The sequence below is a fragment of the Acinetobacter sp. IK23 genome (assembly GCF_035615275.1).
Lineage (GTDB): Bacteria > Pseudomonadota > Gammaproteobacteria > Pseudomonadales > Moraxellaceae > Acinetobacter > Acinetobacter seifertii.
The window spans coordinates 24,749-41,478 of the sequence record NZ_JANBNX010000014.1 but is presented as its reverse complement, the minus strand read 5'-3'; the positions used below and the strand labels follow the sequence as shown (position 1 = coordinate 41,478).

At 40.4% G+C, this 16,730-nt stretch carries 15 protein-coding genes; 3 read left to right on the top strand and 12 right to left on the bottom strand.

All coding sequences use genetic code 11. The annotated features are described in order from the left end of the window. Positions 1-19: 19 nt before the first annotated feature. Positions 20-1,969, bottom strand: coding sequence for an acetate--CoA ligase (gene acs / locus MSG95_RS11230; protein ID WP_077165909.1), 1,950 nt, complete (start codon positions 1,967-1,969; stop codon positions 20-22). 294 nt (positions 1,970-2,263) lie between these two features. On the opposite strand from acs, the gene MSG95_RS11225 reads away from it, so the two are divergent. Together MSG95_RS11225 and MSG95_RS11220 are read left to right on the top strand one after the other, a co-directional pair. Continuing rightward, a complete protein-coding gene (locus MSG95_RS11225; protein ID WP_077165910.1) occupies positions 2,264-2,839 on the top strand; it encodes a DUF805 domain-containing protein in 576 nt (191 codons plus the stop codon). 112 nt (positions 2,840-2,951) lie between these two features. Then, positions 2,952-3,923 (top strand): mechanosensitive ion channel family protein, encoded by a 972-nt coding sequence (locus MSG95_RS11220; RefSeq protein WP_077165911.1) that lies wholly within the window; start codon positions 2,952-2,954, stop codon positions 3,921-3,923. Here the strand turns inward: MSG95_RS11220 and MSG95_RS11215 are convergent. From MSG95_RS11215 to prfB, 5 genes are all read right to left on the bottom strand, one after another. Then, positions 3,912-4,619 (bottom strand): 16S rRNA (uracil(1498)-N(3))-methyltransferase, encoded by a 708-nt coding sequence (locus MSG95_RS11215; RefSeq protein WP_077165912.1) that lies wholly within the window; start codon positions 4,617-4,619, stop codon positions 3,912-3,914. The genes MSG95_RS11220 and MSG95_RS11215 overlap by 12 nt on opposite strands. Then, the gene (locus tag MSG95_RS11210) at positions 4,616-5,908 is read right to left on the bottom strand and encodes a 3-deoxy-D-manno-octulosonic acid transferase (RefSeq protein ID WP_077165913.1); all 1,293 of its coding nucleotides are present in this window, start codon (positions 5,906-5,908) and stop codon (positions 4,616-4,618) included. The genes MSG95_RS11215 and MSG95_RS11210 overlap by 4 nt, the downstream gene beginning before the upstream one ends. A gap of 168 nt (positions 5,909-6,076) precedes the next feature. Further along, the gene (locus tag MSG95_RS11205; protein ID WP_077165914.1) at positions 6,077-7,135 is read right to left on the bottom strand and encodes an alkene reductase; all 1,059 of its coding nucleotides are present in this window, start codon (positions 7,133-7,135) and stop codon (positions 6,077-6,079) included. Positions 7,136-7,163: 28 nt separating this feature from the next. After that, positions 7,164-7,466, bottom strand: a complete 303-nt coding sequence (locus tag MSG95_RS11200; RefSeq protein ID WP_002053977.1) for an ArsR/SmtB family transcription factor — start codon at positions 7,464-7,466, stop codon at positions 7,164-7,166. Between the two features lie 199 nt (positions 7,467-7,665). After that, positions 7,666-8,761 (bottom strand): peptide chain release factor 2 gene (gene prfB, locus MSG95_RS11195; protein WP_099143691.1). Its coding sequence is split into 2 segments (ribosomal slippage): positions 7,666-8,688 and positions 8,690-8,761, totalling 1,095 coding nucleotides; the frame shifts between segments, so codons are not numbered across the junction. 391 nt (positions 8,762-9,152) lie between these two features. Between prfB and MSG95_RS11190 the strand changes: the two genes are divergently transcribed. After that, complete coding sequence (locus tag MSG95_RS11190; protein ID WP_077165915.1) at positions 9,153-9,920, top strand: putative porin; 768 nt, start codon at positions 9,153-9,155, stop codon at positions 9,918-9,920. A gap of 43 nt (positions 9,921-9,963) precedes the next feature. On the opposite strand, the gene recJ is transcribed toward MSG95_RS11190, so the two are convergent. From recJ to MSG95_RS11160, 6 genes are all read right to left on the bottom strand, one after another. Beyond that, positions 9,964-11,664, bottom strand: coding sequence for a single-stranded-DNA-specific exonuclease RecJ (gene recJ, locus MSG95_RS11185; RefSeq protein ID WP_324624801.1), 1,701 nt, complete (start codon positions 11,662-11,664; stop codon positions 9,964-9,966). Next, positions 11,665-12,321, bottom strand: coding sequence for a pyridoxamine 5'-phosphate oxidase (gene pdxH, locus MSG95_RS11180; protein WP_077165917.1), 657 nt, complete (start codon positions 12,319-12,321; stop codon positions 11,665-11,667). A gap of 10 nt (positions 12,322-12,331) precedes the next feature. Beyond that, positions 12,332-13,669 carry a phosphoglucosamine mutase gene (glmM, locus tag MSG95_RS11175; protein WP_077165918.1) on the bottom strand — a complete coding sequence of 446 codons (1,338 nt, stop codon included), beginning with the start codon at positions 13,667-13,669 and terminating at the stop codon, positions 12,332-12,334. A gap of 149 nt (positions 13,670-13,818) precedes the next feature. Next, positions 13,819-15,285, bottom strand: coding sequence for an IMP dehydrogenase (guaB, locus tag MSG95_RS11170; RefSeq protein ID WP_002121951.1), 1,467 nt, complete (start codon positions 15,283-15,285; stop codon positions 13,819-13,821). Between the two features lie 135 nt (positions 15,286-15,420). Next, complete coding sequence (locus MSG95_RS11165; protein WP_077165919.1) at positions 15,421-15,786, bottom strand: YkgJ family cysteine cluster protein; 366 nt, start codon at positions 15,784-15,786, stop codon at positions 15,421-15,423. 88 nt (positions 15,787-15,874) lie between these two features. After that, positions 15,875-16,672, bottom strand: a complete 798-nt coding sequence (locus tag MSG95_RS11160; protein ID WP_004704946.1) for an MBL fold metallo-hydrolase — start codon at positions 16,670-16,672, stop codon at positions 15,875-15,877. Between the last annotated feature and the right edge of the window lie 58 nt (positions 16,673-16,730).

Sequence of the window (16,730 nt, the reverse complement as noted above, 5' to 3'; positions counted from 1 at the left end):
CAAATGGGGCTTTTTAAAATTAGTTTTGCTTATCGGGATAAACCGTTGCAATTAACTGATCTACTACAGCCGGTTCAGCCAAGGTTGAAGTGTCGCCTAAACTATCAAGCTCGTTTGCCGCGATCTTTCTTAAAATACGGCGCATAATTTTACCAGAACGCGTTTTCGGTAATGCAGGTGCCCAATGCAGTGCATCTGGCGAAGCCACAGGCCCAAGCACTTTACGCACCCAGTTGATTAACTCTTTACGCAGTTCTTCCGACTCTGGCACACCCGCCTGTAAGGTCACAAAAGTACAAATGCCCTGTCCTTTAATGTCATGGGGCATGCCCACTACCGCTGCTTCTGCTACTGACTCATGCGAAACAAGAGCACTTTCAATTTCAGCCGTACCTAAACGATGGCCCGAAACGTTTAAAACATCATCAACACGACCTGTAATCCAGTAATAACCATCTTGATCACGGCGAGCACCATCACCTGTAAAATAAGTATTTTTAAAGGTAGAGAAATATGCCTCAATAAAGCGATCAGGATCGCCCCAAATGGTACGCATCTGACCCGGCCATGAATCTTTAATTACAAGGTTACCTTCAGCCGCACCTTCTAACTCATTACCTTCACCATCTACAATGGCGGGTTGAATACCAAATAACGGACGTGTTGCCGAACCCGGTTTTAATGCTGTTGCACCCGGTAATGGCGCAATCAAAATACCACCTGTTTCAGTTTGCCACCATGTATCAACAATCGGGCAGCGGCCTTCACCAACAACGTTGTAGTACCAGTTCCAAGCTTCTGGGTTAATTGGCTCACCAACCGAACCAAGTAAACGCAAACTGCTACGATTACTTTCACGTACAAACGAATCACCTTCTCGCATCATGGCACGAATCGCGGTTGGCGCTGTATATAAAATAGAGACTTTATGTTTATCGACCACATGACCAAGACGTGCCCATGTTGGATATTGAGGTACACCTTCGAACATTAAGGTCGTCGTACCATTTGCTAGTGGACCATAAATCAGATAACTATGCCCTGTAATCCAACCAATATCGGCTGTACACCAGTAAACATCATCTTGTTTTAAATCGAAGACCTCTTTAAAGGTACTGGTTACATAGACTAAGTAACCACCCGTAGTATGCAATACCCCTTTCGGTTTTCCTGTCGATCCCGAAGTATAAAGAATAAATAAAGGGTCTTCTGCCTTCATTGGTTCTGGAGGACAGTTTGCATCTACCTCCATAATAATGAGGTGATACCACAAATCACGGCCCGGTTTCATTTCAATCGGGTTTGCATTGCGGTAAACCACAATCACATTTTCAACGCACTCAGTACCCGGCAACGCTAAAGCCAAATCAACGTTTTCTTTGAGCGGCAAAAGTTTTCCAGCACGTAGGCTTGAGTCTGCAGTAATTACAAGTTTAGCTTGGCTGTCTTCAATACGACTTGCCAACGAGTCTGGCGAGAAGCCACCAAATACCACGCAGTGCACCGCACCAATACGAGCACAGGCTAACATGGCAATTGCAGCCTCCGTCACCATTGGCATATACAGCACAACGCGGTCACCTTTACCAATGCCATATTTCTTTAAAACGTTGGCAAAGCGGCACACTTCATCGTGTAATTCTTTATAAGAAACGATTTTATGACGAGAAGGATGGTCACCTTCCCAAATAATTGCAGGTTTATGTGGATGTTCTTTTAGATGCCTGTCTAAACAGTTTGCTGATACGTTCAACTCACCATCAGCAAACCATTCAATCTTGAAATTGTCTTTGTCAAAACTGGTATTTTTAACTTGGGTAAATGGCTTTATCCAATCGACAATTTTAGCTTGCTCTGCCCAGAATTCATCTGGGTTCTCGATAGAGTGTTGATAACGTTTAAAGTAGTCTGCTTCAACAGTACGAGCTGTTTTTTTAAATTCCTCTGGTACCGGATAGATCTCATTCATACGCAACTTCCTTGATCTTGTGCATCCCATCTCGAGACTGTGGCTATTATTTTACTGGATCTTATTTGTATGCCTTTTCAGTATGATGACTGTTTCAAAGCCTAGACAATCCGACTTTGGTCACATATTGACCACTTACTCAAACATACGAAATTGTGAACATTTTTATAAAATTAAGTTGATTTAAAACATTTGTCTATAGCTTTTCCTTTTATAATTTTTTGAAGATTTGATGGTTTTGATCATCAACAAAGATTATTTTGTCTCTCATATGCAATACAGGAATAAAATAATATGTTTGCCGAAACGTCCTCTTCACGTCCACCACAACTTCCATTTAAAGACAGCCCTTTTTCAATTCATGGTCGCTTTAACCGCATGAGTTATTTGGGTGGCTATGGCCTAATTTATTTAGTCACCCTCATAGGTTATTTCATTTTGGCTTCATTTCTTGGAAGTTTCCAGCTTTCAAGTAATCTATTTAATTTTGAGTTTTACAGTTCTCTTTCTGGCGTAAGTGCTTTAGTGGTCTGGGCTTTTTGGCTATTTTTGATTTATTTAAATATTGTACTCGTTGTTCGACGTTTGCACGATCTAAATAAAAGTGGCTGGATGGGGCTGCTGTTATTTATTCCAGTTGTACAGTTCTTTTTCATGATCTATTTATTGCTTGCTTCCGGTACAGCAGGTCCAAATCAATATGGTCCAGCTCGACCTTCAACCTTTATAGAAAAACTGATGGCTTGGTTTATTTTATTCGCTATTTTGATTAGCCTTATTTCTACCGCAGGCTTTTTTTACTACTTCTCTGGTACCGATACTCTTCAAACCCCAACACAAATTTTACAAAAAGGAACGCAATACTTTTAATTAAAAAACACTTTATTATTTAGTTGAACTCATTATAGTAGGCGCACATTTTATCTCCTACTATGATGAAAGCTAAAAGAGCTTTCATGAATTTATTCAATCGAGACTTGTCGTGGCTGATGAACAAAAATCCTTAACGGATGTTGCAAAAAATACAGGCGAACTTTTGCAAGAAGCAGGTACTAAAACCACCCAAACGGTTTTAGCACATACCGAAAAATATCATGATGCCTATACTACTATCGACAAAATCGTAGATAGTTTTTGGGAACGTGTACCTTATATCTGCATTGCGATTACCGTTTTTATTATTTTTTGGCTACTGACCAAATTATTTAAATTCTTTGTTCGTAAGACTTTAGAAAATCGTTCTTATACTCGCCAAAATTTGGTTCTTGTTTTAAACCGTGTCGGCAGTACAGCAATTTTATTCTTTGGTTTCTTAATTGCGCTTGTCATCATGATCCCAGGGTTCACGCCGGGCCAACTCATGAGTGCCTTAGGGATTGGTTCGGTCGCAATTGGTTTCGCATTTAAGGATATTTTCCAAAACCTACTTTCAGGTATTTTGATTTTATTGAGCGAGCCATTCCGTATCGGTGATTCGATTGTGGTGAATTCACTTGAAGGGACTGTTGAAGATATTCAGATTCGTGCAACGTTCCTGCGCTCACCAGACGGCCGTCGTATTGTTATTCCAAACGCAACTGTTTATACAAGTGCCTTAACGGTAAATACAGCCTATCAACAACGACGCTGTGAGTTCGTAGTCGGTATCGGTTATGATGACGATGAGCAAAAAGCGAAACAAATCATTTTAGATATTCTCAATAATGACCGAAATGTACTGAGTCAGCCTGCTTTCTCAGTTAACGTAACAGCTCTAGCAGACTTCTCGGTTAACCTTACGGTACGCTGGTGGATTAACACCACTGAGACAGATATTTCATCATCTACAAGCACTATTCAAGCCGAAGTAAAACAAGCCTTCAATGCAAATGGCATTAATATTCCTTACCCAATTCAGGAATTAAAAATGGCTGCAAATCATTTGCCATTGAATGTGGAGAACTCAGCTAAATAAACGCCCTAAAATATAAGAAATAGACGTTTCTGTTCTTAAAATACGGTTGCCTAAGCTCACTGCTTGACAGCCGTTTTTTGTGAGTAAATCAACTTCATAAGGAATAAAGCCACCTTCAGGCCCCACAATGACAGTACATGCATAGCCAATACCGTTCGGCATACTCTCGTCAGCATAAGGATGCGCCACATAGGCAGGAGATGTTTCTGAAATGAGGGTTGGCAAAACGTCTTCAACAAAAGGTTTAAAACGTTTATACATTTGAATTTCAGGAACGATGGTGTCACCTGCTTGTTCAAGTCCAAGCGTCACATAGTTATCTATTTGCTGTAAAAATGGAGTTTGCCAATAGCTTTTATCAACGCGATAACTATGGATCAAACTGATTCTTTCAACACCTAAAGTCACACTATCCATTATTAAACGGCGCAAAACTTTAGGTCTTGGTAAAGCCACAATTAAATGAACTGGAAGTTTTGCTGGTACCGCTTCTTCACGAATAGGGCGTATACACACTTCTTGCTCATCAATCGAAACAATTTCTGTGAAATAACGCGCGCCATTACGAATACCAACTTTCAGATTTTGGCCAACCGTAATATCAAGATGTTCACGTAAATGTTGTAATTGGCGCTTTGAATGAATCGACCAGATTTCTGACTGAGTATCTTCAGGTTCTAGTAAAACAATATTCATGGTTTTTCGGCCAAATACCGATTAATCACCCCTATATGTTTTTGTAGCGAACCTTGATTACGCTGCAATACTTTATGCGCCTGTGTAACGAGCTGTTCAGTAGCTTCAGGTTCTGCCAGACAAGCCAACCAGATATCAACGACCTGCTGTGCATCTTGAGCAATCAGCACACCATTTTCATCAATAAATTCATCAACAATCGTTTGAAAGTTGAAGTACCGCGGCCCAACCACTGTAGGTACATTTAAAACCATAGGTTCTAAAATATTATGTCCGCCACCCGGCTCATTTAAAGAACCGCCTACAAAGCACACCTGACTTAAGGCATACCATAACCAAAGCTCACCCATGCTGTCGGCCAAATAAACCTGTGTGCTGGCATGAATACTTTGTCCCATACTTCTACGATGCGTAACTAAATTTAAATTTTGAGAAATTTCAAATACTTCATCGAAGCGTTCAGGATGACGAGGCACAACTATGCATACCAACTCACGATTGGAATTTAAATGAGGCGCAAGTGCTTCTAAAATTTGTTGTTCTTCAGGTGCATGTGTACTGGCAATCGTCACAACCTGACGATTTGCCAAATACCACTGCTGGTGCAATTGGGCAGCTTGTTTAATAAAAGCCTCGGGCGCATGAATATCAAACTTAATATTTCCAACGACCTGACTTTTATGCTCATCTAAACCAAGCTCGACATAACGCTGACGGGTTGCACTATCTTGTGCTAATACCCAGTCGATTTGCTTTAACATACCGGCAGTTAAACTTGAGACTTTGCTATAACCTTTTGCTGACTTTTCAGATAGGCGAGCATTAAGCAACAAACAAGGCACATGCTGTAACTTGGCTTGATCAATTAAATTGGGCCAAAGCTCAGTTTCAACTAATGCTAAAAGTCTCGGTTGGTATGACTCAAAAAATTGTTTTAAAAGCGGTTTTTGGTCTACAGGCAAATAGACTGCTTGAAATAAATCTAGATACGGTTCTTTTAAAAAAAGTGACTTGGCACGTGCCTGACCTGTTTTTGTCGTATTGGTCACTAAAACCGGCTGCCCAAGTTTGAGATAGTGTTCGATTAAAGGCTGTGCAGCATTGGTTTCCCCAACTGAAACAGCATGAAACCAGATGGATTTTTGGTTTTTAGGATCTTCAAACGGCCCAAATCTTTCCAGACATTCCTGATGATATAATTCCAGACTTTCTGCACGTCTTTTTATCCGCCAGCGATAAAACGGTTTTAATAAATGGAGTGCTGTGTTGTACCAAAATGGGGTCGCCAAGCGGTTTGCCTCAAATAGTCAAAATTTAAAAACTGGGGAAAATATAACATAGATAAAAAAAATGGCAGAGTTTCGATACCTAAACTCTACCATATACAAGAAAAGTCATTGACTGAACTCACAAAAGAGCAAGTTCAGTAAAAAGAAAAACTTAATAATAAAATGATTTTATGAAGCTTCTAAAGCAGGATAGTCTGTATAACCTTCAGCGCCTTTAGCATATAAAGTCGTTGGTTGAATTTCATTTAATGGTAGACCTTGCTCTAAACGTTCTAAAAGGTCTGGGTTCGCAATATAAGCCTTACCAAAAGATACTGCATCTGCCTGACCTTCACGTAAAATACGTTTTGCCGACTCTGGTGTCAGATTTTCATTGGCAATCCACACACCATTAAATTTTTCACGTAATTGCGGACCAATACTATCGGCAGCTTCGTATTCGCGAGAGAAAATGAAAGCTACATTACGTTGACTCAATTGTTCAACCACATAACCAAACGTCGCTAATGGATTTTCATCCCCCATATCATGAGAGTCGCCACGCGGTGCAATATGTACACCCACTCGGCCAGCGCCCCACACTTCAATAAAGGCATCAACCACTTCTAATAACAAGCGAGCACGATTTTCAACAGGACCACCATACTCATCATCACGTTGGTTGGTATTACTTTGAAGGAACTGGTCAATTAAATAACCATTTGCAGCGTGCAACTCAACACCATCAAAACCAGCGGCTTTAGCCAGTTCTGCTGAATGTTTATATTGAGCTACAACTTCTTGAATTTCTTCAATTGAAAGTGCGCGCGGTTTTACAAATGGGCGTTTAGGGCGTAATAGACTCACTTCACCCGCAGGTTGAATCGCACTTGGTGCAACTGGAATATCACCATCTAAGAGTTCAGGGTCTGAAATACGGCCCACATGCCAAAGCTGAACTACAATTTTTGAACCTTGCGCATGAACTGCTTCAATAATCTTATTCCAAGCTTGTGCCTGCTCTTGTGACCATAGTCCCGGAGTATCTGCATAACCCACAGTTTTTGAACCAATCACAGTTGCTTCCGTGAGAATGAGACCAGCATTTGCACGTTGCTGATAATATTCCACCATTAAGTCGTTTGGAACACGGCTTTCGCCACTACGTGCACGTGTTAATGGGGCCATTACCAGTCGATTTTTAATTTCAAAATCACCAACTGTTAAGGGAGTATTGAGTTCAGCCATGATCGCCTCGACTTACACTTTATTTGTTTTAAAGTGTTTGTTTTAAATGTTCGATATATTGCTGAATCAAAGCTTCGTTACGTGAAAAATAAGACCATTGTCCATATTTTTGGACCTGAATGAGACCGGCCTGCTGTAATACAGACAAATGATTGGACATTGTAGACTGAGCTACTTTACCCAAACGTTCAATATGACCTGCGCAAACCCCTTTTTCAAAACTACCACCACACTCTTCTACCGGTAAATAATGCGCAGGTTCTTTTAACCATTGCAGAATCTGCCGACGCAGAGGATTGGCTAGGGCTTTGCTAATTGCATCAATATCCATAGGCTCAACACGTCTTTTAAACGAACAAAGCTTCGTTCAGCATTTCGAAAACATAATATCGCATTTTTTCGATATTCATATCCATTTTTTTCGATATTCATATCGTATTTTTCCGATTAACTTCCGATCACTGAACTGCTTTGCCGTTTTAATCGCTAAAAATTTAAGAGTTTTAGAGAACTAAAAGTTCGAAAGACTCTTATAACCCCTGCTTTAAACTCGCTTCAATGAAACGATCGAGGTCACCGTCAAGAACTGCACCAGTATTTGAGTTTTCAACACCTGTACGTAAGTCCTTAATACGAGAGTCATCAAGTACATAAGAACGAATTTGGCTACCCCAACCAATATCAGACTTCGAGTCTTCAAGTGCTTGAGCCGCTTCATTACGCTTTTGCATTTCTAGTTCATACAATTTTGCACGTAACTGTTTCCATGCATGATCACGGTTCGCATGTTGTGAACGCTGGTTCTGACACGCAACCACAATACCAGATGGAATGTGCGTCAAACGAACTGCTGAATCTGTTTTGTTAATGTGCTGACCACCTGCACCAGATGCACGGTAAGTATCAGTACGAACATCAGAAGGATTAATATCGATTTCGATATTGTCATCAACTTCCGGCGAAATAAACACCGCAGAGAATGAAGTATGACGGCGGTTACCACTGTCAAATGGCGACTTACGCACTAAACGGTGTACACCTGATTCTGTACGTAACCAGCCATATGCATATTCACCTTCAACACGAATCGTTGCAGATTTAATCCCTGCTACGTCACCATCAGATACTTCCATAAGCTCTGCTTTAAAACCGTGACGTTCAATCCAGCGCATATACATACGTAATAACATTGAAGCCCAATCTTGTGCTTCTGTACCGCCTGAACCTGCTTGAATCTCGACATAGCAAGGATTCGGATCCATTGGATTGCTAAACATACGGCGGAATTCAAGTTTTGCTAATTCTTCTTCGGCAGCGCCAAGCTCAGATTGGACATCTACCAGCAAGCTTTCATCATCAGCTTCAACAGCTAAATCCAGCATTGCTTTGGCATCTTCAAGCTGTGTAGACAAGCCATCTAATACATTAATAACGTTTTCTAGTTCGCCCTTTTCTTTTGCCATTGCCTGAGCACGGTTTTGATCATTCCAGATCGCAGGGTCTTCTAACTCACGTAAAACTTCTTCTAAACGCTCTTTTTTCAGATCGTAGTCAAAGATACCCCCGTAGTGTTTGGCTACGATCAGTTAAGTCTTTCAATTGGTTTAGATAAGGATTAATTTCCACGCGAGTGTTCCCATAAAAGCAGATAAACAGTCGAATATTTTATCATAGCTATGGTTATCTTCGAACCTGCTTTAATCTTTAACTCATATTTTCAATTTAAAAAGTTTTTATTTCTTTCAGAAGATTTTAAGCTTTATTCGTAACATCCCCATACAAAATTGGGTGCTTTTCCAGCATTTTTGAGTTTCTACACAAAATATCCTCAATTTTAATAAAATAAAACATTATGTATTTATATATTTAAATCAATAACTTAATTTAATTAAATTTACAAAAAAAGCACATAGTTACAGTCCAGTTACTCGTGCAAGATTGACGCTAAATGATTTTGCTCTAGACTGAAAGTTGTAACAAAACATTTATAAAATCGTTTTTAGAGGGGAGAGATTCCATGAAAAAACTAGCAATTGCATCAGCTCTTTTATCTGCGCTTGCAGTAAGTGGCGCGGCAAACGCTTACCAAGCTGAAGTTGGTGGTTCTTACACTTATCTTGATCCAGATAACGGTAGCAGCGTAAGCAAATTTGGTGTTGATGGTACATATTATTTCAACCCTGTTCAAACACGTAATGCACCGCTTGCTGAAGCAGCATTCTTAAACCGTGCAAGCAATGTTAACGCACACGTTAACTATGGCGATAACAGCGGCACTAAAGATACTCAATACGGCGTAGGTGTTGAATATTACGTTCCTAACTCGGATTTCTACCTTAGCGGTGATGTAGGTAGAACTGAACGTGAAATTGATAATACCAATATTGATAGTAAAGTAACTACTTATGCAGCTGAAGTTGGTTATTTACCAGCTCCTGGTTTATTACTTGCTCTAGGTGTCAAAGGTTACGACGAAAAAGACGGTAAAGACGGTGCAGACCCTACCGTTCGTGCAAAATACGTAACTCAAGTTGGTCAACATGACGTAAACCTTGAAGCGTTCGGTGCGTTTGGTGACCTAGACGAATATAAAGTTCGTGGTGACTACTACATCGACAAAACTTTAAGTATTGGTGCTGATTACTACAACAACGACTTAACTGATAAAGATGAATTTGGTATCAATGCTAAAAAATTCTTAAATCAGCAAGTAAGTGTTGAAGGTCGTATTGGTTTCGGTGATAACGACAACACTTATGGTGTTCGTGCAGCATACCGCTTCTAATCTTACCTAGATTTAAAAAATCCGCTCAATTGAGCGGATTTTTTTATTGATTTAAATGCACAATTCGTAGCTGTAAGCTCACATTGCCATTAAAAATATTACGGTCTATTTCATAAACTAAATGTACATGGTCACGCATTGGATCAAACTCGAAGCGGCCTGCTGCGTTAAAAGCAATCGCATCGAAACTGTATTGATCTATCGCTAGTCTAAGTTTCAGGTGTGTCTCTTTGAGCCAACGGAAATCGATAACTTTAAAATGTCCCTCAAATTGAGGCAGTGGAAATTTTTGTCCCCATGGCCCTAACTGCTCAATCCAGTTCAAGGTATCTAACTGCAAAGCAGAGACAGGTAACTCACCATCAGTCCATAATGTCGCTTGAAAGATTGATTCATCCATCGCAGCGACACAATCATTAAATACTGTCTTAAAAGCTTCAAAGTTTTCTTTACGAATCGTAAGGCCAGCTGCTGCAGCATGTCCACCAAAATGGCTGACCAACTCAGGATGTTGTTCAGCAACTTGCTCAATAGTATCTCGAATGTGAACACCATCGATTGAACGCGCAGAACCTTTAATATGAATGCCATCTTCATCAGGTGCAAAAACTATCGTTGGTCGATGGAACTGCTCTTTTAAACGCCCCGCAACAATACCAATCACACCTTGGTGCCAGTTTTCTTCAAATAGAACAAGCGCCGCAGGAATATCTTGCTGTGAAAGTTGCAGAGTATCTAAGGCCAATAAAGCTTGTTGCTTCATCTCTCCTTCAATTTGACGGCGATCTATATTTAGCTGGTTTAATTGCTGAGCAATGGGATAAGCCGTTTCCATCGTCTCTGCTAATAAACACTCGATCCCAATACGCATGCTCTCCATACGCCCTGCTGCATTAATACGCGGGCCAAGAACAAATCCTAAGTCTTGAGCACGTATTGAAGTAGCTTCCCGACCTGCGATATCGAGTAAGGCTAAGATTCCTACTCGACACTGATGTTGCTGAATGCGTTTTACACCCGCATCGACCAATATACGGTTGTTATAGTCTAGAACAGCCACATCGGCATAAGTGCCCAAAGCGACTAAATCTAAATATTGTGTGACTTTACTGGTACTTTTGCCTTGTCTACTACGTAAACTCGCCAAATTGGCAAGTACATAAAAAGCAACACCAACACCAGCAAGCGCTTTACTTGGAAACTCACAGCCTAATTGATTTGGGTTCACCACCGCCTCAGCAAGCGGGGTTTCTTTAGTCGTTAAATGATGATCGGTAATAATGATTTGCATACCTAGGGCATGTGCTGCATCAACACCAGCATGGCTAGAAATTCCATTATCTACCGTAATTAATAAATCGGGTTTATAAGTTTGATGTGCAAGTTCAGCAATAGCAGGAGTAAGTCCATAACCGTATTTAAATCGGTCTGGAACTAAATAGTCGACTTGTGCTCCCATATCTCGAAGCACGAGCATCATTAAAGCTGTGCTGGTTGCGCCATCGGCATCATAGTCGCCTACAATCACAATTTTTTTCTGCTCATCAATGGCTTGATCCATTAATGCGACAGCAACATCCATTCCTTTGAGCTCTGGTGCAAGCAGGTTCTTAAGTTTTAGCTCTAGTTCTTGTTCAGATTGCACTCCACGTCTTGCCAAAATCTCGGCAATAAACGGAGGCACGCCCTGAAACTGTTCAGGGCGTGTCAATAAAGGTCTTTGTTTAATTTGTATTTTTGTCATTTAAGGCATCAGTCGGTGCAACGTCCATTGACCGTCGATTTTTTCATAACTCAAGCGGTCATGTAAACGATTTGGTCGCCCTTGCCAGAATTCATAATAGTCCGGTTGCAGACGATATCCACCCCAAAACTCTGGCTTATCGAGTATTTCACGGCTTTGAACTTGTTGTTGCAAGTCTTGGAAGCGCTGTTGCAATAACTCTCGACTTTGGATCTTTCCGCTTTGAGGCGTACTAATATGAGCTGCAATTTGGCTATCACGTGGACGCTTATGGTAATAATCGGTAGATTCCTGTTCAGGAATTTTGACGACATGCCCACCCACACGTATCTGACGCTCTAAACTCGGCCAATAAAATAACAGTTCAGCATATGGATTTTCTGCCAAATCTGCACCTTTCTGGCTGTCATAGTTGGTATAAAAATCATACCCTGCTTCTGTGGCACCACGTAATAATACAGTTCTGACATGTGGGCGACCGCTAGCACTCGCAGTTGCTAAAGACATTGCATACGGTTCGTGCAAGTTCGCAGCTAAAGCATGATTAAACCAACCTAAGAATTGCTCATGTGGATTGCTAGCAACTTGTGTCTCGTACAATTCACCTTGTTCATAACTTAAGCGTAATTCGCTTAAATCTTTAATGACATCACTCATGCCATACACCTTATGCGACTTGTTCTTGTGAACGAACTGCATTTGCTAAATGTTCAGCCAAAGCATTCACTTCTTGTTCGTCATCACCTTCAACCATGACACGAATGACTGGCTCAGTTCCTGACTTACGAATCAGGATACGACCACGACCTTTAAGCTGTGCTTCTGCTTTATCAAATTCAGTAACCAATGCAGGAATAGAATACGGATCAAGCATTTGTTCTAAACGTATATTTACCAGCACTTGTGGGAACAATTTAAAGTCCTGAACTAATTCATGAAGCGCTTTATTCTGCTCAACCATTACAGTTAACACTTGAAGTGCTGCAATAATCGCATCACCTGTTGTGCTCTTATCTAAAGTTAAAATATGACCAGATGGTTCTCCACCTGTAACCCAACCATTTTCTTCTAATGCTTGTAGTACATAACGGTCACCGACTTTCGCACGGACAAAGCCAACTTTTGCTTTTTCAAGTGCAATTTCAAGTGCCATATTACTCATAACAGTACCGACCACGCCCACAGGTTTTTTCTGAACTTGAGTCGCTAGAATATATAAAATATGGTCCCCATCAATTAATTTACCAAACTTATCAACCATCACCACACGGTCAGCATCGCCATCAAAAGCAATACCTAAATCTGCTTCATGCTCAACCACTGCTTTTTGTAAGTGTTCTGGATGTGTTGAACCACAGTTCTCATTAATGTTTAAACCGTCTGGTTCGTTGTATAAAGCAACAACTTTGGCGCCTAGTTCACGAAAAACTGAAGGGCCAACACTATAGGCTGCACCATGTGCACAGTCCAACACGATCTTTAAATTATTTAAATCAAAGTGGTAAGGAAATGTAGATTTACAAAATTCGATATAACGACCATTTGCATCATTTACACGAACACTTTTACCTAAATTTGCAGTGTCCTCAATGAATAAATCGTTTTCTAATTCTTTATTAATTTCTTCTTGTAATGAATCCGGTAGTTTTTTTCCTTCACTTGAGAAGAATTTAATCCCATTATCATAATATGGATTATGTGATGCAGAAATTACAATACCTGCATGAGCATGCAATGCACGCGTAAGATGTGCAATCGCAGGTGTCGGTAATGGGCCTAGTAAATGAACATATACGCCAGCTGCGTTTAATCCAGCCTGTAAAGCAGACTCTAAAATATAGCCAGATAAACGAGTATCTTTTCCTAATACAACAAGCGGTTTATTTTTTGGACTTTTTCGTTTTAATACCTTCCCTGCGGCAAACCCGAGCTTTAAAGCAAACTCTGGTGTAATGGGCATTTGCCCAAATTTTCCACGAATACCATCCGTTCCAAAATAACTCATAGCTTATCTCATTTTTACGCCACTTCAACCGTGGCCTATTTCATATATGGCTATTTTGCCATATCTCTTTTCATCAGATTTACTTTACACCAAAAACAAAAAGCCGTCAGTGTACTGACGGCTTTCTTACTTGATTTAGTTACTAAAAGCTAACCAACACGATAGTTTGGAGCTTCTTTAGTAATCGTTACATCATGAACATGTGACTCAGACATACCCGCTGAAGTAATTTTCACAAATTTCGCATTTTGGCGAAGATCTTCAATCACAGCTGAACCTGTATAGCCCATTGATGAACGTAAACCACCCATCATTTGATGAACGATATTACCCATTGGGCCTTTATATGGAACACGACCTTCAATACCTTCTGGTACTAATTTTTCAGCACCCGCTTTTGAGTCTTGGAAGTAACGGTCAGCAGAACCAGTGGCTCCAGCCATTGCACCTAATGAACCCATACCACGATATGCTTTGTAGTAACGACCTTGGAAGAATTCAACTTCACCAGGTGCTTCTTCAGTACCAGCTAGAAGTGAGCCGACCATGATTGTGCTTGCACCAGCACCGATCGCTTTAGCCATATCACCAGAGAAACGGATACCGCCATCTGCAATTAAAGGAATTTGATCTTTTAGTGCGCTAGCAACGCTGTCAATCGCAGAAATTTGTGGCATACCAATACCTGCTACAATACGTGTAGTACAGATAGAACCAGGACCAATACCTACTTTTACAGCATCTGCGCCTGCATCTAATAACGCCAATGCAGCATCACCAGTTGCAATATTTCCACCAATCACTTGTACTTGAGGGAAGTTTTGTTTCACCCAACGTACACGTTCAATTACACCAGCAGAGTGACCATGTGCTGTATCAACAACAATAACGTCAACACCAGCTTCAACCAATGCTTCCACACGACTTGGTGTATCAGCACCAGTACCTACCGCGGCACCAACACGTAAACGACCAAGATCATCTTTACAACTGTTTGGATAACTCTCAGCTTTACGGAAATCAGTTACCGTAATTAAGCCTTTAAGTTCATTGCTCTCGCCAACGACCAAGACTTTTTCAATACGGTGTTTTTGCAATAATGCTTGAATATTTTCTTTAGACTCGCCTTCACGTACAGTGACCAAACGATCTTGACCTGTCATGATGTTGCTAACAGGTTGTTCCAAGTTAGTTTCAAAACGCGTATCACGGCCTGTCACAATACCAACAACCTTGCCGTCTTTAACAACAGGTACACCACTAATGTTATTAGCGCTGGTAATTGCAATCAGTTCACGTACTGTAGTTTCAGGCGTTACAGTGATAGGATCTTTCACCATACCCGCTTCAAATTTTTTCACACGGCGTACTTCTGCAGCTTGAGCAGCAATATCCATGTTTTTGTGCAAAATCCCGATACCACCATTTTGTGACATCGCAATCGCCATACGTGACTCAGTCACTGTATCCATTGCAGCTGAAACTAATGGGATATTTAAATGAATGCCGCGAGTTAAACGTGTCTTTAGAGAGACATCTTTTGGGAGAACAGTAGAGTAGGCAGGAAGTAATAAGACATCATCGAAGGTTAGCGCTTCTTGAACGATGGTCAGCATAACAATCTCACTGGTAAATTCCGTGAGCTATTATAAACAAATTTCAATGCAATTTTCATATTATCTTTGCCTTTTTCAGCAATAGATATTCACCTACTCTAAATATTTCTCACTTATTATCGTGTTAGTTCATATTTAACTCACCTGATCATAGTCATGATCATTTTCTGAATCTGCTGGGTTTACTTCAATCAGAGGAATCAACTGGTGCGCCAAGCGTGCTTTGTTACACTGTTCATCAGCAACCTGCACCTCTTTACAGGTAGAACTACGCACAGCATAAATAGAGCAGCCCACCTCTTTACCAATTTCACCCTTCAAAGCCTGACATCTTGGCTGAGCCTGATTAGTTCCACGCATACACGAATAAACGGATGTCAATGGTTCAACGAGATGTTCATCTATGAAGTCGGCCTCAGCCCAGTAAAATGAAACCCGAAAATGTGCACAACATGCCCCACAGCGAAGGCACTCATCTGGAGTCGCAACTTGAGATAACATTTTTATTCAAATTCTCGTCATCAATATTTTCTGTGACGCAAAATCCTAAAAAAATTTCAAATTGGACTCAAGATATTGAACTTAACTTTTATGTTGGACAGCTGAAAATTTGTTCAGTCATTAAATCTACACCACATGGCAAGGTCTCAATCCAGTCTAAAAACTGCTTAATCATTTCTTTGCCAATAAATGGAGTACCATGCTGAGGTACAATCATTTCAATATCCATTTGACGAACCATGTTGACCCATAAACGGATGACTTTATTGGAGCACATATAGCGCTGATGAAAAGCCTTCATTTTCATCACATGGGCATCGAAATCTTTGAGAGGCTGACTTGCATCTTCAACAATAGAAGCCCCCATATCGCCTGAAAATAAAATTTTGGCAACTGGATCATAAAACTGAAAATTACCCACCGAATGTAGAAAATGTGCAGGAACCATGACAAGCTTTGATTCGCCCAATTGAATCACTTGACCACGATCTGGCAGCTCAATGAGACGATCTTCCCAATTACCTTTCATACGCTCACTCATAAATGATGAATTTAAGTGAGGTAAAAATCGTGCCCATAATTTAGAGGCAACCACCTTAGCATCGGTATAAACTAACCAACGAGGCATTGAAGTAATAATATCTGGGTCTTGATGTGAAGCAATTACATAGTCCAGATTTTTAAGACGAGTATATTTATTAAGTTCCATCGTTAATGGAACGTAGGTCAAATCACCACCTGGATCGATTACAGCTGCTCGTTCATGATCAATAATTAAAAATTGATTGGCTTGTATGCCTTCCCCTTTAACCAAACTGGTAAAACTAATACATTTATGTACGCCATTATCAAATAGTATCTGCGATGTTGTTTTTTCAAACCCCATACAATTCCCCAAAAAAACTTTAAATATTAGATATTTTTATATCCCTACTAAAATAAAG